This is a genomic window from Pseudomonas sp. SJZ131, assembly GCF_007828705.1.
GTDB classification, from domain to species: Bacteria; Pseudomonadota; Gammaproteobacteria; order Pseudomonadales; family Pseudomonadaceae; genus Aquipseudomonas; species Aquipseudomonas prosekii.
The window spans coordinates 375,081-394,420 of record NZ_VIVC01000003.1; the positions used below are offsets into that span (position 1 = coordinate 375,081).

17 protein-coding genes are annotated in these 19,340 nt (G+C 59.8%); 8 read left to right on the forward strand and 9 right to left on the reverse strand.

The window, feature by feature from the left end:
• Window positions 1–116: 116 nt before the first annotated feature.
• A complete protein-coding gene (locus FBY12_RS15930) occupies window positions 117–569 on the forward strand; it encodes an EVE domain-containing protein (RefSeq protein ID WP_145253859.1) in 453 nt (150 codons plus the stop codon).
• Window positions 570–683: 114 nt separating this feature from the next.
• On the opposite strand, the gene FBY12_RS15935 is transcribed toward FBY12_RS15930, so the two are convergent.
• Window positions 684–1,100 carry a flagellar basal body-associated protein FliL gene (locus tag FBY12_RS15935; RefSeq protein ID WP_121733358.1) on the reverse strand — a complete coding sequence of 139 codons (417 nt, stop codon included), beginning with the start codon at window positions 1,098–1,100 and terminating at the stop codon, window positions 684–686.
• Window positions 1,101–1,250: 150 nt separating this feature from the next.
• Here FBY12_RS15935 and FBY12_RS15940 point away from each other — a divergent pair, with 150 nt between their 5' ends.
• Window positions 1,251–2,228, forward strand: coding sequence for an NADPH:quinone oxidoreductase family protein (locus FBY12_RS15940; protein WP_145253862.1), 978 nt, complete (start codon window positions 1,251–1,253; stop codon window positions 2,226–2,228).
• A gap of 71 nt (window positions 2,229–2,299) precedes the next feature.
• On the opposite strand, the gene FBY12_RS15945 is transcribed toward FBY12_RS15940, so the two are convergent.
• Window positions 2,300–2,914, reverse strand: coding sequence for an energy transducer TonB (locus tag FBY12_RS15945; protein ID WP_145253865.1), 615 nt, complete (start codon window positions 2,912–2,914; stop codon window positions 2,300–2,302).
• A gap of 328 nt (window positions 2,915–3,242) precedes the next feature.
• Here FBY12_RS15945 and glpT point away from each other — a divergent pair, with 328 nt between their 5' ends.
• Window positions 3,243–4,595 carry a glycerol-3-phosphate transporter gene (glpT, locus tag FBY12_RS15950; RefSeq protein ID WP_092276448.1) on the forward strand — a complete coding sequence of 451 codons (1,353 nt, stop codon included), beginning with the start codon at window positions 3,243–3,245 and terminating at the stop codon, window positions 4,593–4,595.
• Here glpT and FBY12_RS15955 read toward each other — a convergent pair.
• The 6 genes from FBY12_RS15955 to trxA form a co-directional block, all read right to left on the reverse strand.
• Window positions 4,568–5,239 (reverse strand): gamma-glutamylcyclotransferase, encoded by a 672-nt coding sequence (locus FBY12_RS15955; RefSeq protein WP_101208210.1) that lies wholly within the window; start codon window positions 5,237–5,239, stop codon window positions 4,568–4,570. The genes glpT and FBY12_RS15955 overlap by 28 nt on opposite strands.
• A gap of 195 nt (window positions 5,240–5,434) precedes the next feature.
• Window positions 5,435–6,403 (reverse strand): CDP-6-deoxy-delta-3,4-glucoseen reductase, encoded by a 969-nt coding sequence (locus FBY12_RS15960; protein ID WP_145253868.1) that lies wholly within the window; start codon window positions 6,401–6,403, stop codon window positions 5,435–5,437.
• Window positions 6,403–7,869 (reverse strand): 4-hydroxy-3-polyprenylbenzoate decarboxylase, encoded by a 1,467-nt coding sequence (gene ubiD, locus FBY12_RS15965; RefSeq protein WP_092276439.1) that lies wholly within the window; start codon window positions 7,867–7,869, stop codon window positions 6,403–6,405. The genes FBY12_RS15960 and ubiD overlap by 1 nt, the downstream gene beginning before the upstream one ends.
• 80 nt (window positions 7,870–7,949) lie before the next feature.
• Entirely contained in the window at window positions 7,950–9,905 is a 1,956-nt protein-coding gene (locus FBY12_RS15970) for an acyltransferase family protein (RefSeq protein ID WP_121733362.1), read from the reverse strand.
• 251 nt (window positions 9,906–10,156) lie between these two features.
• Window positions 10,157–11,416, reverse strand: a complete 1,260-nt coding sequence (rho, locus tag FBY12_RS15975; protein WP_007942421.1) for a transcription termination factor Rho — start codon at window positions 11,414–11,416, stop codon at window positions 10,157–10,159.
• A 243-nt stretch (window positions 11,417–11,659) separates the two neighbouring features.
• Window positions 11,660–11,989, reverse strand: coding sequence for a thioredoxin TrxA (gene trxA, locus FBY12_RS15980; RefSeq protein ID WP_003206727.1), 330 nt, complete (start codon window positions 11,987–11,989; stop codon window positions 11,660–11,662).
• Window positions 11,990–12,290: 301 nt separating this feature from the next.
• On the opposite strand from trxA, the gene FBY12_RS15985 reads away from it, so the two are divergent.
• From FBY12_RS15985 to ppx, 5 genes are all read left to right on the forward strand, one after another.
• Complete coding sequence (locus tag FBY12_RS15985; RefSeq protein ID WP_145253871.1) at window positions 12,291–13,076, forward strand: transporter substrate-binding domain-containing protein; 786 nt, start codon at window positions 12,291–12,293, stop codon at window positions 13,074–13,076.
• Window positions 13,077–13,097: 21 nt separating this feature from the next.
• Complete coding sequence (locus FBY12_RS15990) at window positions 13,098–13,766, forward strand: amino acid ABC transporter permease (protein ID WP_092276430.1); 669 nt, start codon at window positions 13,098–13,100, stop codon at window positions 13,764–13,766.
• Window positions 13,763–14,413, forward strand: coding sequence for an amino acid ABC transporter permease (locus FBY12_RS15995; RefSeq protein ID WP_121733365.1), 651 nt, complete (start codon window positions 13,763–13,765; stop codon window positions 14,411–14,413). The genes FBY12_RS15990 and FBY12_RS15995 overlap by 4 nt, the downstream gene beginning before the upstream one ends.
• Complete coding sequence (locus tag FBY12_RS16000) at window positions 14,400–15,137, forward strand: amino acid ABC transporter ATP-binding protein (protein ID WP_121733366.1); 738 nt, start codon at window positions 14,400–14,402, stop codon at window positions 15,135–15,137. The genes FBY12_RS15995 and FBY12_RS16000 overlap by 14 nt, the downstream gene beginning before the upstream one ends.
• Before the next feature lie 233 nt (window positions 15,138–15,370).
• Complete coding sequence (gene ppx, locus FBY12_RS16005; protein WP_121733367.1) at window positions 15,371–16,873, forward strand: exopolyphosphatase; 1,503 nt, start codon at window positions 15,371–15,373, stop codon at window positions 16,871–16,873.
• Between the two features lie 233 nt (window positions 16,874–17,106).
• Here ppx and ppk1 read toward each other — a convergent pair whose 3' ends face one another.
• Window positions 17,107–19,326, reverse strand: a complete 2,220-nt coding sequence (ppk1, locus tag FBY12_RS16010; protein WP_121733368.1) for a polyphosphate kinase 1 — start codon at window positions 19,324–19,326, stop codon at window positions 17,107–17,109.
• Window positions 19,327–19,340: the final 14 nt, after the last annotated feature.

The window sequence follows — 19,340 nt, forward strand, 5'->3', positions numbered from 1 at the left end:
AAGGCCGGCATTTTGCGACAACGTGAACCGACACGCAAACGCTGGCGTCAACCGACTGTCGGTTTGTCATAAAATTGCCCGACAACTTGCCCACTCACCCCGCAAGGAGCAAAAAAATGGCCTATTGGCTGATGAAATCCGAGCCCGACGAATTCTCGATCAAAGACCTTGAGAAGCTTGGCAAAGCGCGCTGGGACGGGGTTCGCAACTATCAGGCACGTAACTTTTTGCGGGCGATGGCGGTCGGTGACAAGTTCTTCTTTTACCACTCCAGTTGCCCGGAGCCGGGGATCGCCGGGATCGGCCAGATCGCCCAAGCGGCGTATCCCGACCCGACGGCGCTCGATCCCCAGAGCCATTACTTCGACCCGAAAGCCACGCCGGAGAAAAACGCCTGGAGTGCGATTGATGTCGCGCATGTCGAGACGTTTGCCAAGGTGCTGAAGCTGGATTATCTGAAGCAGCAAACCGCGCTGGCCGAGATGCCGCTGGTGCAGAAAGGTTCGCGGTTGTCGGTGATGCCGGTGACAGCGGAGCAATGGACGGCGATTATCGCGTTGAAGCCTTGATTGATTTGTCGCCTGGAAGGAAGCCTTCGCGAGCAGGCTCACTCCTACAGGGAAATGCGTTCCAATGTAGGAGTGAGCCTGCTCGCGATGAGGCCAGAGCAGGCACCAGAAGTCTTATTGAATGATCAGGTTGTTAAACAACAGATCCTCAACCACTGGTTTACCCGTTTCATCATTCATCACTTGCTGCGTCTGCTTCAGCGCTTCCTGACGCAGTTTTTCCTTGCCCTCGACACTCGCCATCGCATCGCTGGTCTGCTGACTGAACAGCGCCACCAACTGGTTGCGAATCAACGGTTCATTGGCCTTGACCGCTTTGGTCGCCTCTTCACCGGTAACGCGCAACGCCACGTCAGCCTTGAACACCTTCAATTTCGGCGTGCCATCCAGCCCGTAGTTGCCCACGAACGGTGGGTTCAGGGAGATGTAATTGACCTTCGGCGCCTCGCCTTCTTTCGCTTCTTTGGCTTCTTCGGCCATCGCTGCCATCGGCAGAGACAGGGCCAGCAACAACATGATCCACGCTTTCACAATTCGCTCCTTATCCGGTTTGCGGCCTAGCATAACCACCCGCCGCGCAAGCACAAGCTTATGGCTGGCTATCAGGGCCGGGCATGCTCGTTGACCCAACGACTCACACACCTACACTTATCGGCCATCACTCCCAAAGGAATAGCCCTGATGAAAGCCGTGCTGTGCAAAGCCTTCGGCCCTGCCGAATCGCTGGTGCTGGAAGACGTCGCCAGTCCTGTCGCGAAGAAGAACGAAATCCTCCTGGACGTGCACGCCGCCGGGGTCAACTTCCCGGACACGCTGATCATCGAGGGCAAATACCAATTCAAGCCGCCCTTCCCGTTCTCCCCGGGCGGTGAAGCAGCGGGTGTGGTCAGCGCAGTCGGCGAAAAGGTCAGCCACCTCAAGGTCGGTGACCGGGTCATGGCCCTGACCGGTTGGGGCAGCTTCGCCGAACAGGTCGCCGTGCCGGGCTACAACGTGCTGCCGATCCCGCCGTCGATGGACTTCAACACCGCCGCTGCATTCAGCATGACCTACGGCACTTCAATGCACGCGCTCAAGCAACGGGCCCATCTGCAACCGGGTGAAACTCTGTTGGTGCTCGGCGCGTCCGGCGGGGTCGGCCTGGCTGCCGTGGAAATCGGCAAAGCCATGGGCGCCAGGGTGATCGCCGCCGCCAGCAGCGCGGAAAAACTCGCCGTGGCCAAGGCTGCCGGCGCCGATGAACTGATCAACTACAGCGAAACCAGCCTCAAGGATGAAATCAAACGCCTGACCGATGGCCAGGGCGCCGACGTCATTTACGACCCGGTCGGCGGCGATCTGTTTGACCAGGCCGTGCGCGCCATCGCCTGGAACGGCCGCCTGCTGGTGGTCGGTTTCGCCAGCGGCCGCATCCCCGAATTCCCGGTCAACCTCGCCTTGCTCAAAGGCGCCTCCGTGGTCGGCGTGTTCTGGGGCTCCTTCGCCCAGCGCCAACCTCAGGACAACGCGGCGAACTTCCAGCAATTGTTCGGCTGGTTTGCCGAGGGCAAGTTGAAGCCACTGGTGTCGCAGCTTTATCCGCTGAGTGAAGCGGCGCAGGCGATCAATGATCTGGGCCAGCGCAAAGCGGTCGGCAAGGTGGTTGTGCAGGTTCGCTGATCCTGACGAAGCGGTCTGGGCCTGTCTCTGCGGCTATAAAGAAATGCGCAGACCGCCTGCTGACGTCAAACCTAAAGCAGCTTGCGGATATCCGCAGGCAAATGCCTGGAGAACTTGGAAATTGGCGAATTACGGCACTCGCGAACGATATCTGACGCCCGCCTGTTGAGTTTGCTGATCAAATCCAGCCGTTGTTCATTCGGCATGTGCGCGGTCGAATCCGCACTCAACAGATAACCGCGGGTTTTGTAGAACACATCCGAATCGACCCAGGCGTAGTCAGCAATGTCCCGCAGAGACTCGGTAATCTCTCGGCACTTCACCGTTTTAAGCCATTCATTCAAGCCTTCCGGCAAATCCGAATAGAGACGGAAAGCCATTGGCGCCACCACTTCCACTTCGGCCGGTGTGTCGTCGCTGACGCTCCACGGTTGGTATCGCCATTGACGCACGGCGTCAGTGGATGCCCGCGCCAGTTCGGGATGATCGCTTTGCCGAACTCGCACCTTGCTGACCGAGCCATCCGAGTGGGCCGTGAACGCGACTACGACATTGCCGGTTATGCCTGCCCGGACCAAGACCTTGGAGTAAACCGGCTTGGGATTCTTTTGCGCAATCGGGAAACCCTCTGACGCCCAACCCATCGTCGAAAAAACCACTGAAACCACTAACGCAAACCATTGCATGCACTCATCCCTAGGCGATTGAAATTCCAGACCCGACAGCGATCTCAGATTAAGTCACGCTCGCCGTGCACTGGAATGGGATGGCTTCCTGTTTGGTTGAAGGACGTTTCCTAGAAATTTGTCTTACGTTGGACTGACCCGCCGCACAAAGGCTTACCACGCGACATTTCCCACAACGTCCTCCACTTACACCAGAGCGACATGTTCATAAAAGAACACCCCATCTCCAATATTTCCGCTGTTTGGTCAATGCGAACCGGTGCTATTTTCGGTAACGAAACTGTAACATTCGCATCCGCAGTCAAAACAAGAAAACTGGAGCTCTTGAATGTTTGCTTTCTTTCGACCAGCCGCACATCAGGCTGCCTTGCCTGAAGAAAAAATAGACAGCACCTATCGACGCCTTCGCTGGCAGATCTTCGCCGGTATTTTCATTGGCTATGCGGGTTATTACCTGCTGCGCAAGAACTTCTCTCTGGCCATGCCGTACCTGATAGACGAGGGTTACACCCGTGGTCAGCTGGGCCTGGCGATGTCGGCGATCGCGATTGCCTACGGTTTGTCGAAGTTCCTGATGGGCCTGGTCTCGGACCGTTCCAACCCGCGCTACTTTCTGCCCTTCGGCCTGCTGGTGTCGGCCGGGGTGATGTTCATTTTCGGTTTCGCGCCATGGGCGACGTCCAGCGTGACGATGATGTTCATCCTGTTGTTCATCAACGGTTGGGCACAAGGCATGGGCTGGCCGCCGAGTGGCCGGACGATGGTGCACTGGTGGTCGCAGAAAGAACGCGGCGGCGTGGTATCGGTGTGGAACGTGGCGCACAACGTCGGTGGCGGTTTGATCGGCCCGTTGTTCCTGCTCGGCATGGGCCTGTTCAATGACTGGCACGCGGCATTCTACGTGCCGGCAGCGGTAGCGTTGGCCGTGGCGGTGTTTGCCTTTATTACCATGCGCGACACTCCGCAATCGGTTGGCCTGCCGCCGATCGAGCAATACAAAAACGATTACCCGCAAGGCTACGATTCCAGCCACGAAGACGAATTCAGCGCCAAGGAAATCTTCGTCAAGTACGTGCTGCGCAACAAAATGCTCTGGTACATCGCCCTCGCCAACGTCTTCGTTTACCTGCTGCGCTACGGCGTGCTGGACTGGGCGCCGACCTACCTCAAGGAAGCCAAGGGCTTCAACGTGGATAAAACCTCGTGGGCGTACTTCCTTTATGAGTGGGCGGGGATTCCGGGCACGCTGCTGTGCGGCTGGATGTCGGACAAGATCTTCCGTGGCAACCGTGGCCTGACCGGCATGGTGTTCATGGGCCTGGTGACCGTGGCAACGCTGGTCTACTGGTTGAACCCGGCTGGCCACCCGACCATCGACATGATCGCGCTGGTGTCGATCGGCTTCCTGATCTACGGCCCGGTGATGCTGATCGGTCTGCAAGCACTGGAACTGGTGCCGAAGAAAGCCGCCGGTACCGCAGCGGGCTTCACCGGGTTGTTTGGTTATCTCGGTGGTTCGGTCGCGGCCAGTGCAGCGATGGGCTACACCGTGGACCATTTCGGCTGGGACGGCGGATTTGTCCTGCTGATCGGCGCGTGCATCCTGGCGATGATTTGCCTCGCACCGACGCTATGGCACAAACAAATCGCCAGTCAGACTCGCGAAGAAGCTGTCGCCTGATCAGCCTGTGATTGGCAACGCTTGAGCCGCGCCTCCAGATTTCGGTCTGGCATGGCGTGGCTGCGCAGGGCGTTGGCGGTCTGCTCGACATAATCGCGAGTGGTGCCGTAACGCCCGCAAGCGCTCTCGAAGACTTGGCTGAGCACGTGATCCGGCAAGTTGCCGGCGTAGCTCGGCAGGTGCCGCTCCAGGACAAATCCCAACGCCTGAACCTGACTTCCGTCTTCGAGACGGCAGTTGAGCCAATGTGGGCGATAAGACGGGAATGGCATTTCGCGCTGCCACAAGGCATACAGCGACGCTTCGAGTTGCTCTTCCGGCAACCGATAGGCAAACCCGCTGCAAGAACCGCCGCGATCGAGGCCAAACACCAACCCCGGCACTTCCGGCGTGCCGCGATGTTCGTGGGACCACAAATACAAGCCGCGATGGTAACCGTGCACTCGGCCACGAACGCGTTCGACGGCGGCGCATTCCGGGCGCCAGATCAGCGAGCCATAGGCGAACAACCAGACCGGCCCACCCTTGTGGCGCGCCATGGTCGATTGCATCGAGCTGAGCAATTGTTCGTGAGTAAGCTGCGGCCCCAGATCGAGTCGCGGAGGGTAAGGCAAATTCAGCAAAGCAGATTCAATGGCACTCATGGCGAATAGCGTTCAGCTCCCCGCGAATAAAGAATTACTTAATAGAACGCACCGCTGAAACAATAAGGCACATATGTTTTAAGGCAATTTAAGTGCCATGGCACAGTTGTTAATTAATTGCCCGATTGGGATATAACCTACCGGCATTTATATAAATCTATAAATACCGATCGGCTATATGGGGAGTTATAACGATCAAGAACGTGGAGCGTACGCAAACACATCTGCGCGCATCTGATGCGCATCCATTCCCGCGTCGACCAGAGCATCCAGCGTGCCATAGACCATTGCCGGTGAGCCGCTGGCGTAAACGTGCAACGCCTTCAGATCGCTGAAGTCCTCACAGACCGCCGCGTGCAGCATGCCGCAACGGCCTTCCCAGCCGCATTGGTCGCTGACCACTTTGTGCAGGAACAGATTGGGCAACTTCAGCCATTCGTCCCAATGCTCGATTTCGTAGAAATCTTCAGGACGGCGCACACCCCAATACAGATGCACCGGGTGCTTGAAGCCCTGCGCGCGGCAATGTTCGATCAGGCTGTGGATCTGGCCCATGCCGGTGCCAGCGGCGATCAGCACCAGCGGACCGTCCGGCAACTCGGCCAGGTGGGTGTCGCCGAACGGCATCTCGATGCGCACCATCGGATTGCGTTGCAGCTGTTCGATCAGGCTCAGCGCACTGCTTTCGCGCGCCAGCACGTGGATTTCCAGATCGCGCCCGGCGTGTGGCGCCGAGGCCAGGGAGAACGCCGATTTCTCGCCGTTCTCGCGTCCGATCATCAAATACTGCCCGGCGTGATAGCGCGGCGGCTTGCCGGCCGGCGCGCGCAGGTGCACGCGAAACGTGTCGCCGCCGACCTCACGGCATTCAATGACCTGACACGACAAGCTGCGCACCGGCAGTTCTCCCAGCGCGAGCACGCCATCCCACAGCACGATGCAGTCTTCCAGCGGCTCTGCTATGCAAGTGTAGAACTCGCCATGATCGCGCACCGCGCCGGCCTGTTCGACCCGGCCTTCCACCAGCAATGCCGCGCACACGTGGCAATTGCCATTGCGGCAGCTCTGCGGGCATTCATAGCCCAGCCGCCGCGCGCCATCGAGAATCCGCTCGCCGGGCAGAATCTCAAGCACTGCTCCGGAGGGCTGCAAGGTTACGCGCATCAATCTATTCCTAACTGATTCCATATGTCATCGATCCGCTTGGTCACGGCTTCATCCTTGACGATCACCCGACCCCACTCGCGAGTGGTTTCGCCGGGCCATTTGTGCGTGGCATCGAGGCCCATCTTCGACCCCAGGCCGGAGACCGGCGAGGCGAAGTCGAGGTAATCGATCGGCGTGTTCTCGATCATCACCGTGTCGCGCTTGGGGTCCATGCGCGTGGTGATGGCCCAGACCACGTCGTTCCAGTCTCGCGCGTTGATATCGTCATCACAGACGATAACGAACTTGGTGTACATGAACTGTCGCAGAAACGACCAGACACCGAGCATTACCCGCTTGGCGTGGCCCGGATACGACTTCTTCATCGTCACGATGGCCATGCGGTACGAGCAGCCTTCGGGCGGCAGGTAGAAATCGGTGATTTCCGGGAACTGCTTCTGCAGGATCGGCACGAACACCTCGTTCAGCGCCACACCGAGAATCGCCGGCTCATCCGGTGGACGGCCGGTGTAGGTGCTGTGGTAGATCGGTTTGATCCGATGGGTGATGCGTTCGACGGTGAACACCGGGAAGCTGTCGACTTCGTTGTAGTAACCGGTGTGGTCGCCGTAAGGGCCTTCGTCGGCCATCTCGCCGGGATGGATCACGCCTTCGAGGATGATCTCGGCGGTGGCCGGCACTTGCAGGTCGTTGCCACGGCACTTCACCAGTTCGGTGCGGTTGCCGCGCAGCAGACCAGCAAACGCGTATTCGGAAAGGCTGTCGGGCACCGGCGTCACGGCGCCAAGAATGGTCGCCGGGTCAGCGCCCAACGCCACGGACACCGGGAACGGCTTGCCGGGATGCTTCTCGCACCATTCGCGATAATCCAGCGCGCCACCACGGTGGCTGAGCCAACGCATGATCACCTTGTTGCGGCCGATCACTTGCTGACGGTAGATGCCGAGGTTCTGCCGGTCCTTGTTCGGACCTTTGGTGACGGTCAGGCCCCAGGTGATCAGCGGGCCGACGTCGCCGGGCCAGCAGGTCTGCACCGGCAGCATGGCCAGATCGACGTCGTCGCCCTCGATCACCACTTCCTGGCACACCGCGTCTTTGACGACTTTCGGCGCCATGGAAATGATCTTGCGGAAGATCGGCAGTTTCGACCAAGCGTCTTTCAAGCCCTTCGGCGGCTCGGGTTCCTTGAGGAACGCCAGCAGTTTGCCGATTTCGCGCAGCTCGCTGACCGCCTCGGCGCCCATGCCCATGGCCACCCGCTCGGGAGTACCGAACAGGTTACCGAGCACCGGAATGTCATAGCCGGTGGGGTTTTCGAACAGCAGCGCCGGGCCTTTGGCCCGCAGCGTGCGATCGCAGACCTCGGTCATCTCCAGCACTGGAGAGACAGGGATCTGGATGCGTTTCAACTCTCCGCGCTGCTCAAGCTGCTGCACGAAATCCCGAAGATCCTTGAATTTCATTGATGTTGGCACCCGTAAAATAGGCGTACATCCTACCTGCTCTGACGCCCGAACAGCAGCCTGTCAGCGCATGCCAGCGATCAATTGTGCGCCGTACCCAACAGCACCGGCGCAAACAACGGGCTCAAACGCGCACTGCCGACGTCGGACAAATGGTCTTCGTCCTTGTACTGCGAATGGCCGTTGACCTCGATGCTGCAGACCTTGTCGGCACACATCAGCGGCGTCGGGTCGATGACATGCACGCCGGGGTCGGCGGCGCTCATCGAATCAAACAGCGAACTGAGGAAATGCTGACGCGCCAGGTGCTCTTCGAGCGGACGCCCCAGACCCTCGGCCGAACGCCCGACGCGCGCCAGACTGGTCAAGCGGCCAATGGCGCCCTTGCGTTGCAGCGGCACTTCCTTGAACAGCCAGACCTGCGCGCCCGCCGCCCGAATCGCCGCCACACGCGCTTCGATCGCGGCAGCCATGCGTGCTTCCGATTGCGCAATGTTGTCGTGGGAGTTGAGCAGCACTTTTTTATCGCCGTCCTCACGCCCGTAAACGTAGAGACTCCAGTTGGACGCCAGCACCACATCCTTGATCTGCAAGCGGCGCACCTGCTCCATGGTCTGTTCGTTGAAATCCCTGCAGCGCTCGCGCGGGTCATCGCTGAGGATCGGCGGGCAGGCGCTCATGCTGTAGAGCCAGACCGGCCGGCCTTCGCGGGCGGCGTTGGTTTTGATCGCCGGCAACAACGCGGCGGCGTGGCTGTCGCCCCAGACCAGTTGCGTCGCGGGCTCGGTCTGGTTGTCGCCGACCAGACACGCCTTGTCGAACTTCTTGTCCGACGTCACCAGCATGCATTTCATCTGCCCGGCGCGCCATTCACGTGCCTGCGCATATTCCAGCGCTTTGCCGGTCAGGCGTTGCGGAAAACCATCGGAGGAGCGCACCACTGAACCGGTGACGGCCAGCGCCGCCATGGCCAGCAAACCGCCAACCAGCACCGGTTTTCGCCCGGCCAGCAAGCGCTTCTCACGGAACGGCAATTCGACGAAACGCCAGCTCAACCACGCCAGGCCCAGCGCCAAGAGAATCCAGCCAGCCGCTTCCCACGGTTGAATACCGTCGATGGAAATGGCATTGGCGTAGACAAAAACCGGCCAGTGCCACAGGTAAAAGGAATAGGACAGCAAACCGATCCAGACGAACACCCGTGCGCTCAACAGGCGCCCGGCGATTGTCGAACCGTGCGCGCCGGACCAGATCAGCGCGGTCGCGCCCAGCACCGGAAGCAATGCCGCCCAGCCTGGAAACACGGTGCCGCGGTCAAAGGTGAACACCGCCACCAGCACCGCGACCAACCCGGCAACCCCGACCAACTGATAGAGCCACGGCCGAATCGGTTGTTTTGGCGCCGGGACCACGGCGAGCATTGCACCGCAGAGCAATTCCCAGGCACGAGTCGGCAACGAGAAAAACGCGAAGTCGGGTTTGCGCTCGATGTAAGCGATGTTCAAACCGAACGACACCAACAGCACCGCAAAGAGCATCCAGCGCCAATGCCGGACATAGCGCATCAACAACACCATCAGCAGCGGGAAGAAGATGTAGTACTGCTCTTCAACGGCCAGCGACCAAGTGTGCAGCAACGGTTTCAGATCCGACGCGGGTTGAAAGTAACCGTCTTCGCGCATGAACAGAATGTTGGAAATGAACAGCGCCTGATACCGCACCGTCCGGCCCAATTCGGAGAAGTCCTTGGCGGTCAGCAACAGCCAGCCCAGCGCCAACGTCGCCAGCAGCACCACGCTCAGCGCTGGAATGATCCGCCGTGCGCGGCGCGCCCAGAAGTCGACGAAGCTGAACCGTTGCGCGCTGATCTCGCGGAACAGGATGCTGGTGATGAGGAATCCGGAAATGACGAAGAACACGTCAACCCCGACAAAACCGCCGCTGAACGTGCTGAAACCGAAGTGAAACAGCACCACCGGAATAACCGCCAGGGCGCGCAAGCCGTCAATATCGCGGCGATTGCCAAAAGTGTGCATAACGTCCCTTGTCGTTCCCGATACAAATCAGATTGAAATTGCTTTGAAACAGGAACGACCGGACCTCGCGCAACACACGATTGATCCCCCACAAACTGTCTGCAGGATAATAAATACGCGGTTGGCGGGTGGTGGCACCCGAATAATGGGCGCCAGTTTACAGCACAGTAATTTTCAATCCAGATACAAAATCGTCGGCATAAAAAAAGAGCGCCCGTTGCGGGGCGCTCTTTTTTGCAGCGAGCTGCGTGTTACTTGCGCTTCATCGACAAGAAGAACTCGTCGTTGGTCTTGGTCGTCTTCAACTTGTCGACCAGGAACTCGATGGCAGCGATTTCGTCCATCGGGTGCAGCAGCTTGCGCAGGATCCACATACGCTGCAGTTCGTCGTCGGCGGTCAGCAACTCTTCGCGGCGGGTGCCGGAACGGTTGATGTTGATGGCCGGGAACACGCGTTTTTCAGCGATGCGGCGATCCAGAGGCAGTTCCATGTTGCCCGTGCCTTTGAATTCCTCGTAGATCACTTCGTCCATTTTCGAGCCGGTTTCAACCAGCGCGGTGGCGATAATGGTCAGCGAGCCGCCTTCTTCGATGTTCCGCGCGGCGCCGAAGAAACGTTTCGGTTTCTCCAGGGCGTGGGCATCGACACCACCGGTGAGCACTTTGCCGGAGCTCGGGATCACGGTGTTGTAGGCGCGAGCCAGACGGGTGATGGAGTCGAGCAGGATCACTACGTCTTTCTTGTGTTCGACCAGGCGCTTGGCCTTCTCGATCACCATTTCGGCAACCTGCACGTGGCGGGTTGGCGGCTCATCGAACGTCGAGGCAACCACTTCGCCGCGCACGGTGCGCTGCATTTCGGTTACTTCTTCCGGACGCTCATCGATCAGCAGCACGATCAGGTGAACTTCAGGGTTGTTACGCGCGATGTTTGCGGCAATGTTCTGCAGCATGATCGTCTTACCGGCTTTCGGCGGTGCAACGATCAGACCGCGCTGGCCTTTGCCGATCGGGGCGCACAGGTCGATGACACGACCGGTCAAGTCTTCGGTGGAACCGTTGCCGGCTTCCATCTTCATGCGCACGGTCGGGAACAGCGGGGTCAGGTTCTCGAAGAGAATCTTGTTTTTCGCGTTTTCGGGACGGTCGTAGTTGATCGTGTCAACTTTGAGCAGCGCGAAATAACGCTCGCCTTCCTTTGGAGGGCGGATCTTGCCAACGATGGTGTCACCGGTGCGCAAGTTGAAGCGACGGATCTGGCTCGGCGAGACGTAGATATCGTCTGGGCCGGCGAGATAGGAAGCGTCAGCAGAGCGGAGGAAGCCGAAGCCGTCCTGGAGAATCTCCAGCACGCCATCACCGGAGATTTCCTCGCCGCTTTTCGCGTGCTTTTTGAGCAGGGAGAAAATCACGTCCTGCTTGCGCGAACGGGCCATATTTTCTATGCCCATCTGTTCGGCCAATTCGAGCAGTTCGGTAATCGGCTTTTGCTTGAGTTCAGTCAGATTCATATAGGAATGACGTAATCATTTATGGAGGGGGGGAAATTAAGCTTTTGGCTTAATGAGGCCGCGCCGCAGAGAAGGCGACAGGATCGCGTACTTATTCGAAAAGGAGTGCGTCGGCGACGGCTAGCAGGGGGCAGTGGAGAAACCAGTGCGGGGCCGAATGTACCACCTGAGTTTCGGAGCGTCTAGCCCTGAATATGCAAAAAGCCCCGCAATATGCGGGGCTTTTCATACAACGTCGCCGACTCAGATGTTGGCGTCGAGGAATGCAGCCAATTGCGACTTGGACAGCGCGCCAACCTTGGTCGCTTCCACGTTGCCGTTCTTGAACAGCATCAGGGTAGGAATGCCACGAACGCCGTGCTTGGCCGGGGTTTCCTGGTTTTCGTCGATGTTCAGTTTGGCAACGGTCAGCTTGCCTTTGTAGGTTTCAGCAATTTCGTCCAGAACAGGAGCGATCATTTTGCAAGGGCCGCACCATTCAGCCCAGTAGTCGACCAGTACAGCGCCTTCGGCCTTGAGTACATCGGCCTCGAAGCTAGCGTCGCTAACGTGTTTGATAAGATCGCTGCTCATGGAAGTCTCCAGGTTGTAAGCAAAAAAACGTGGCCCATCATAGCCGCCCTTCCCCCGTTCAGGAAGCCGCAGATGATTGACTCTCGCTATGGTGGCGCATGAGTTTGGGTATAGCTCAATTCGCGCACCGGCGGCACTCGCATTGTAAAAATGCACTATCGCAGTGCACGAACCGCTGATTTATCCGGCGTTCACTTCCCCGATCAATCCCTGCGCAACCACGCCGGCGTGCGCCAAACGTTGTTGGCATGGCCCGTGCTCTATCGAATCGCATTGCCTTCAAGCCGATTCGGAGTTTCCCATGACCCAGCGTTACCGCGCCCTCCTCGCCGCCCTGTTCGCCAGCCTGTTGCTGACCCAGGCACCCGCCCACGCCGACAGCCTCGAAGATGTGGTCAAACGCGGCACGCTCAAAGTCGCCGTGCCGCAGGACTTCCCGCCGTTCGGCTCGGTCGGCCCGGACATGAAACCGCGCGGCCTCGACATCGACACCGCCAAACTGCTGGCCGACCAGCTCAAGGTCAAACTCGAACTGACCCCGGTAAACAGCACCAACCGCATTCCCTTCCTGACCACCGGCAAGGTCGATCTGGTGATCTCCAGCCTAGGTAAAAACGCCGAGCGCGAAAAAGTCATCGATTTCTCCAGCGCCTACGCGCCCTTCTACCTCGCCGTGTTCGGCCCGCCAGACGCCGAGATCAAAAGCCTCGATGACCTCAAGGGCAAAACCATCAGCGTCACCCGTGGCGCCATCGAAGACATCGAACTGAGCAAAGTCGCCCCCGAAGGCGTGACCATCAAGCGCTTCGAGGACAACAATTCGACCATCGCCGCGTACCTCGCCGGCCAGGTTGACCTGATCGCCAGCGGCAACGTGGTGATGGTCGCGATCAGCGAGAAAAACCCGAAACGCGTGCCGGCGCTGAAAGTGAAGCTCAAGGATTCGCCGGTCTACGTGGGCGTGAACAAGAACGAGCCGGCGCTGCTGGACAAGGTCAACCAGATCCTGGCCACCGCCAAAACCGACGGTTCGCTGGAAAAGAACGCCATGATCTGGCTCAAAGAGCCGCTGCCGGCCGATCTCTGATCACCCGCCGGGAGACGCGACATGGCTTATCAGTTTGATTTTCTGCCGGTGGTGCAAAACACCGATCTGTTGCTGCGCGGTGCGCTGTTCACTCTGGAACTGACGGCCATCGGCGCGGTGCTCGGGGTCAGCCTGGGGATCGTCGGCGCGTTGGTGCGGGCGTGGAACATCCGGCCGTTCTCGGCAATCTTCGGCGTGTATGTCGAGTTGATCCGCAACACGCCGTTTCTGGTGCAGCTGTTTTTCATCTTCTTCGGTTTGCCCTCGCTGGGCCTGCAGATTTCCGAATGGCAGGCGGCGGTGCTGGCGATGGTGATCAACCTCGGCGCCTATTCGACCGAGATCATTCGCGCCGGCATTCAGGCGATACCGCGCGGGCAACTGGAAGCCGCTGCCGCATTGGCGATGACCCGTTTCGAAGCGTTTCGCCATGTGGTTTTGCTGCCGGCGCTGGGCAAGGTCTGGCCGGCGCTGAGCAGCCAGATCATCATCGTCATGCTCGGTTCGGCCGTGTGTTCGCAGATCGCCACCGAAGAGTTGAGCTTCGCCGCCAACTTCATTCAGTCGCGCAACTTCCGCGCCTTCGAAACCTACGCCCTGACCACCCTGGTTTACCTGTGCATGGCGCTGATGATCCGCCAATTGCTGAACTGGATCGGTCGACGCTACATCGCAAGGAGCGGCCAATGAGCGATTTCACCTTTTGGGACATCGTCCGCAACCTGCTGACCGGCCTGCAATGGACGCTGGCGCTGTCGCTGGTGGCGTTTATTGGCGGTGGCGTGATCGGTTTGCTGGTGATGGTCATGCGCATTTCCAGGAAGACCTTCCCGCGCAGTTTCGCCCGCACTTACATCGAACTGTTTCAGGGCACGCCGCTGTTGATGCAGCTGTTCCTGGTGTTCTTCGGCGTGGCGCTGGCCGGCGTGGAGATTTCGCCGTGGATGGCGGCGGCGGTGGCGTTGACGCTGTTTACCAGCGCGTACCTCGCGGAGATCTGGCGCGGGTGCGTCGAATCGATCCCCCACGGCCAGTGGGAAGCCTCGTCGAGTCTGGCGCTCAATCCGCTGGAGCAATTGCGCTACGTGATCTTGCCGCAAGCCTTGCGCATTGCGGTGGCGCCGACCGTGGGGTTTTCGGTGCAAGTGGTCAAAGGCACCGCTGTCACCTCGATCATCGGTTTCACCGAACTGACCAAAACCGGCGGCATGTTGGCCAACGCCACGTTCGAGCCATTCATGGTCTACGGCCTCGTCGCACTTGGTTACTTTTTGCTCTGTTATCCCTTGTCCCTCAGTGCGCGCTACCTGGAAAGGAGACTGCATGCCCCTGCTTAGAATTTCCGCCCTGCATAAATATTACGGCGATCACCATGTGCTCAAAGGCATCGACCTCAGCGTCGAGGAAGGCCAGGTGGTGGCGATCATCGGCCGCAGCGGCTCGGGCAAATCGACGTTATTGCGCACGTTGAACGGTCTGGAATCGATCAATGACGGCGTCATCGAAGTCGACGGCGAATACCTCGACGCCGCCCGCGCCGACCTGCGCAGTTTGCGGCAGAAGGTCGGCATGGTGTTTCAGCAGTTCAACCTGTTCCCGCACCTGACCGTGGGCGAAAACGTGATGCTCGCGCCGCAAGTGGTGCAGAAAGTACCGAAGAAAATTGCCTCGGACCTGGCCCGGCAGATGCTTGAACGGGTCGGTTTGGGCGAAAAGTTTGATGCGTTCCCGGACCGCTTGTCCGGCGGCCAGCAACAGCGCGTGGCGATTGCCCGGGCGCTGGCGATGTCGCCGAAGGTGTTGCTGTGCGACGAGATTACCTCGGCGCTGGACCCGGAATTAGTCAATGAAGTGCTGAGCGTGGTCCGGCAATTGGCCAAGGAAGGCATGACGCTGATCATGGTCACCCACGAAATGCGCTTCGCCCGCGAGGTGGGGGACAAGTTGGTGTTCATGCATCAGGGCAAGGTGCACGAGGTCGGCGCACCGAAAGATTTGTTCGCCCGGCCGCAGACGGCGGAGTTGGCGAATTTCATCGGCACGGTGGAGGCGGCCGGCTGAAAGATCTTTAGTGCCCGTCAGGACGCCTTCGCGGGCAAGCCTCGCTCCTACGGATCCGGGGTGTTCGCGGACCTTTCACACGCCGCCAATCTGTAGGAGCGAGGCTTGCCCGCGAAGGCGTCCGTGAGAACACTGATCTTTTCTGCGCAGGATCAAGGCTTTGAACACTGCGCGTTGGCGCGAGCGTTTGATCGTGGCACGATGTCGAGGTTATCGACCGAGACCCCCAGACCATGCCGCAATCCCAAGCCAAGAATCTGTCCCTGATCGCCGCAATCGACCTGGGCTCCAACAGCTTTCACATGGTCGTGGCCAAGGCCCAGAACGGCGAAATCCGCATTCTTGAGCGCCTCGGCGAAAAGGTCCAACTGGCCGCCGGCATCGACGATGAGCGCCAGCTCAACGAAGAATCGATGCAGCGCGGGCTCGATTGCCTCAAGCGCTTCGCCCAACTGATCAACGGTATGCCGCTGGGCGCCGTGCGCATCGTCGGCACCAACGCCCTGCGCGAAGCCCGCAACCGTGGCGAGTTCATCCGCCGCGCCGAAGAAATCCTCGGCCACCCGGTGGAAGTCATCTCCGGCCGTGAAGAAGCACGGCTGATCTACCTCGGCGTCTCGCACACCCTCGCCGACACCCCGGGCAAACGCCTGGTCGCCGACATCGGCGGCGGCAGTACCGAATTCATCATCGGCCAACGCTTCGAGCCGTTGCTGCGCGAAAGCCTGCAAATGGGTTGCGTCAGTTATACCCAGCGTTATTTCAAGGACGGCAAGGTCACGCCGGCCCGCTACGCCCAGGCTTATACGGCGGCGCGGCTGGAGATCATGAGCATCGAGCACGCTTTGCATCGGCTGACCTGGGATGAAGCCATCGGCTCCTCGGGCACCATCCGCGCCATCGGCCTGGCGCTGAAGGCCGGCGGCCACGGCAGCGGCGAAGTGAATGCCGAAGGCCTGGCCTGGCTCAAGCGCAAGGTGTTCAAACTCGGTGACGCCGAGAAAATCGATTTCGAAGGCATCAAGCCTGACCGCCGCGCGATTTTCCCGGCCGGTCTGGCGATTCTCGAAGCGATTTTCGATGCGCTCGAACTGCAACGCATGGATCACTGCGAAGGCGCGCTGCGTGAAGGCGTGCTCTACGACTTGCTGGGCCGTCATCATCACGAAGACGTCCGCGAGCGCACGCTCAGCTCGCTGATGGAGCGTTACCACGTCGATCTGGAACAAGCGGCGCGGGTTGAACGCAAAGCGCTGCACGCGTTTGATCAGGTGGCCGAGGATTGGGATCTGGACGACGGTGTCTGGCGCGAATTGCTCGGCTGGGCCGCCAAGGTGCATGAAGTGGGTCTGGACATCGCCCACTATCACTATCACAAGCACGGCGCCTACCTGATCGAGCACTCGGACCTCGCCGGTTTCTCCCGCGAAGACCAGTTGATGCTCGCGCTGCTGGTGCGCGGGCATCGGCGCAATATTCCCAAGGACAAGTTTGCCGACTTCGGCAAGGACGGCATCAAGCTGATCCGCCTGTGTGCGCTGCTGCGATTTGCGATCCTGTTCCACCACATCCGTGGCACCCAGGAAATGCCGCAAGTCACCCTGCGCGCCAACGGCGACAGCCTCGACGTGCTATTCCCGGCCAATTGGCTGGATGAAAACCAGCTGACCCAGGCCGACTTCGCCCTCGAAGCGGAATGGCTGACACGCGTGGGTTTCACCCTCAACGTGCGCTAACACACCTGCCGCACACAAACCTGTAGCAGCAAAGCTTGCTCGCGATAGCGATCCCACTGACGCCATCGCCAGCAAGCTGTGCTCCCACAGGTAATCCCCTCAACGCGATCCAGCAAACACCACATACCAATGTAGGAGTGAGCCTGCTCGCGATAGCAGTGGTTCAGTCATGATCAATATCGACTGACACTCCGCCATCGCGAGCAAGCCCGCTCCCACAGGGATTTTGTGGGTTATCGCACGGCCAGGATCGGGCTACCCAACCGTTCCAGCAGGGTGGCCTGGGCGCTGCGGGGGTTCTGGTTGCCGGTCGGGGTGTTGCGGATGTAGCGACCGTCCGACTGCAGGCTCCAACTGTGGGTGTTGTCAGTCAGGTACAGCTCCAGCTCCTTCTTGACCCGCATGATCAGCTTCTTGCCTTCCACCGGGAAGCAAGTCTCAACGCGCTTGTCGAGGTTGCGCTCCATCCAGTCGGCGCTGGAGAGGAACATCTGCTCCTCGCCGCCATTGAGGAAGTAGAACACCCGCGTGTGCTCGAGGAAGCGGCCGATGATCGAGCGCACATGGATGTTGTGCGAAACCCCGGCAATCCCCGGACGCAGGCAGCACATGCCGCGCACCACCAGATCGATACGCACGCCGGACTGGCTGGCCTTGTACAACGCGCGAATGACTTTCGGGTCAGTCAGCGAGTTGAACTTGGCGATGATGTGCGCCGGTTTGCCGTCGAGGGCGAACTGGGTTTCGCGGGCAATCATGTCGAGCATGCCCTTCTTCAGCGTGAACGGCGCGTGCAGCAACTTCTTCATGCGCAGCGTCTTGCCCATGCCGATCAACTGGCTGAACAGTTTGCCGACGTCCTCGCACAAAGCGTCGTCGGACGTCAGCAAGCTGTAGTCGGTGTACAACCGGGCGTTGGCCGCGTGGTAGTTGCCGGTGCCCAAGTGCGCGTAACGGACGATTTCGCCAGCCTCGCGGCGCAGGATCAGCATCATCTTGGCGTGGGTCTTGAAGCCGACCACGCCATAAATCACCACCGCACCGGCCGCTTGCAGACGGCTGGCCAGTTGCAGGTTGGACTCTTCGTCGAACCGCGCACGCAACTCGATCACCGCCGTGACTTCCTTGCCGTTTCTCGCCGCATCGACCAGCGCATCGACGATTTCCGAGTTGGCGCCCGAGCGGTACAAGGTCTGGCGCACCGCCAACACGTGCGGGTCTTTCGCCGCTTGGCGCAGCAGGTCGACCACTGGCGTAAACGACTCGAACGGGTGCAGCAGCAGAATGTCCTGCTTGCTGATCACGCTGAAAATGTTCTCGCTGTTCTGCAGCAGTTTCGGAATCTGCGGCGTGAACGGCAGGTATTGCAGCGCGCGCTGACTGTCGAGGCCGGTGATGCTGAACAGGCGAGTCAGGTTGACGGGCCCGTTGACCTGATACAGCTCGGTCTCGTGCAGGTTGAACTGCTTGAGCAGGTAATCGGACAAGTGTTTCGGGCAGGTATCGGCCACTTCCAGACGCACCGCATCGCCGTAACGACGCGAGAACAGTTCGCCGCGCAGCGCACGGGCCAAGTCTTCGACGTCTTCGGTATCGACCGCCAGATCGGCGTTTCGGGTCAGGCGGAACTGGTAGCAGCCCTTGACCTTCATGCCCTGGAACAGGTCATCGGCGTGCGCGTGGATCATCGACGACAGGAACACATAGTTGTCGCCCGAACCGCCGACCTCTTCCGGCACCTTGATCACGCGCGGCAGCAGACGCGGCGCCGGGATGATCGCCAAGCCGGAGTCGCGGCCGAAGGCGTCGATGCCTTCGAGCTCGACGATGAAGTTCAGGCTCTTGTTCACCAGCAACGGGAAAGGGTGCGTCGGGTCGAGGCCGATCGGGGTGATGATCGGCGCGATCTCGTCGCGGAAATAACGGCGAACCCAGGTTTTGATCTTGGTGGTCCAGTGCCGACGACGGATGAAGCGGACCTGATGTTTCTCCAGTTCCGGCAACAGAATGTCGTTGAGGATTGCGTATTGGCGATCGACGTGGCCGTGCACCAGCTCGCTGATCCGCGCCAGCGCCTGATGCGGCTGCAAGCCATCGGCGCCCGCCTGTTCGCGGGCGAAGGTGATCTGCTTCTTCAGGCCGGCGACGCGAATCTCGAAGAACTCGTCGAGGTTGCTGGAGAAAATCAGCAGAAACTTCAGCCGCTCGAGCAACGGGTAGGACTCATCCAGCGCCTGTTCCAGCACGCGAATGTTGAACTGCAGTTGCGAGAGCTCGCGATGGATGTACAGGCTGCTGTCATCCAGGCCGGGAATGGCAATCGCCGGGGCGGCATGCGCCTCGGTTGGCACCGCAGGTGCAGAAGGCTCCAGCTCCGGTGGGGTTTCGGCGATTTGCTCGACCACGGGTTGAGCCTCTTTTACAGCAACTTCAGTAAGTCCTTCGGTATTCATGGAATGTTCCTGGG

Excerpts from the sequence above, each read along its gene's own strand:
- FBY12_RS15930 (WP_145253859.1), top strand. The coding sequence starts at position 117 with ATGGCCTATTGGCTGATGAAATCCGAGCCCGACGAATTCTCGATCAAA.
- FBY12_RS15940 (WP_145253862.1), top strand. The coding sequence starts at position 1,251 with ATGAAAGCCGTGCTGTGCAAAGCCTTCGGCCCTGCCGAATCGCTGGTG.
- FBY12_RS15945 (WP_145253865.1), bottom strand. The coding sequence starts at position 2,914 with ATGCAATGGTTTGCGTTAGTGGTTTCAGTGGTTTTTTCGACGATGGGT.
- glpT (WP_092276448.1), top strand. The coding sequence starts at position 3,243 with ATGTTTGCTTTCTTTCGACCAGCCGCACATCAGGCTGCCTTGCCTGAA.
- FBY12_RS15955 (WP_101208210.1), bottom strand. The coding sequence starts at position 5,239 with ATGAGTGCCATTGAATCTGCTTTGCTGAATTTGCCTTACCCTCCGCGA.
- FBY12_RS15960 (WP_145253868.1), bottom strand. The coding sequence starts at position 6,403 with ATGCGCGTAACCTTGCAGCCCTCCGGAGCAGTGCTTGAGATTCTGCCC.
- ubiD (WP_092276439.1), bottom strand. The coding sequence starts at position 7,869 with ATGAAATTCAAGGATCTTCGGGATTTCGTGCAGCAGCTTGAGCAGCGC.
- FBY12_RS15970 (WP_121733362.1), bottom strand. The coding sequence starts at position 9,905 with ATGCACACTTTTGGCAATCGCCGCGATATTGACGGCTTGCGCGCCCTG.
- rho (WP_007942421.1), bottom strand. The coding sequence starts at position 11,416 with ATGAATCTGACTGAACTCAAGCAAAAGCCGATTACCGAACTGCTCGAA.
- trxA (WP_003206727.1), bottom strand. The coding sequence starts at position 11,989 with ATGAGCAGCGATCTTATCAAACACGTTAGCGACGCTAGCTTCGAGGCC.
- FBY12_RS15985 (WP_145253871.1), top strand. The coding sequence starts at position 12,291 with ATGACCCAGCGTTACCGCGCCCTCCTCGCCGCCCTGTTCGCCAGCCTG.
- FBY12_RS15990 (WP_092276430.1), top strand. The coding sequence starts at position 13,098 with ATGGCTTATCAGTTTGATTTTCTGCCGGTGGTGCAAAACACCGATCTG.
- FBY12_RS15995 (WP_121733365.1), top strand. The coding sequence starts at position 13,763 with ATGAGCGATTTCACCTTTTGGGACATCGTCCGCAACCTGCTGACCGGC.
- FBY12_RS16000 (WP_121733366.1), top strand. The coding sequence starts at position 14,400 with ATGCCCCTGCTTAGAATTTCCGCCCTGCATAAATATTACGGCGATCAC.
- ppx (WP_121733367.1), top strand. The coding sequence starts at position 15,371 with ATGCCGCAATCCCAAGCCAAGAATCTGTCCCTGATCGCCGCAATCGAC.
- ppk1 (WP_121733368.1), bottom strand. The coding sequence starts at position 19,326 with ATGAATACCGAAGGACTTACTGAAGTTGCTGTAAAAGAGGCTCAACCC.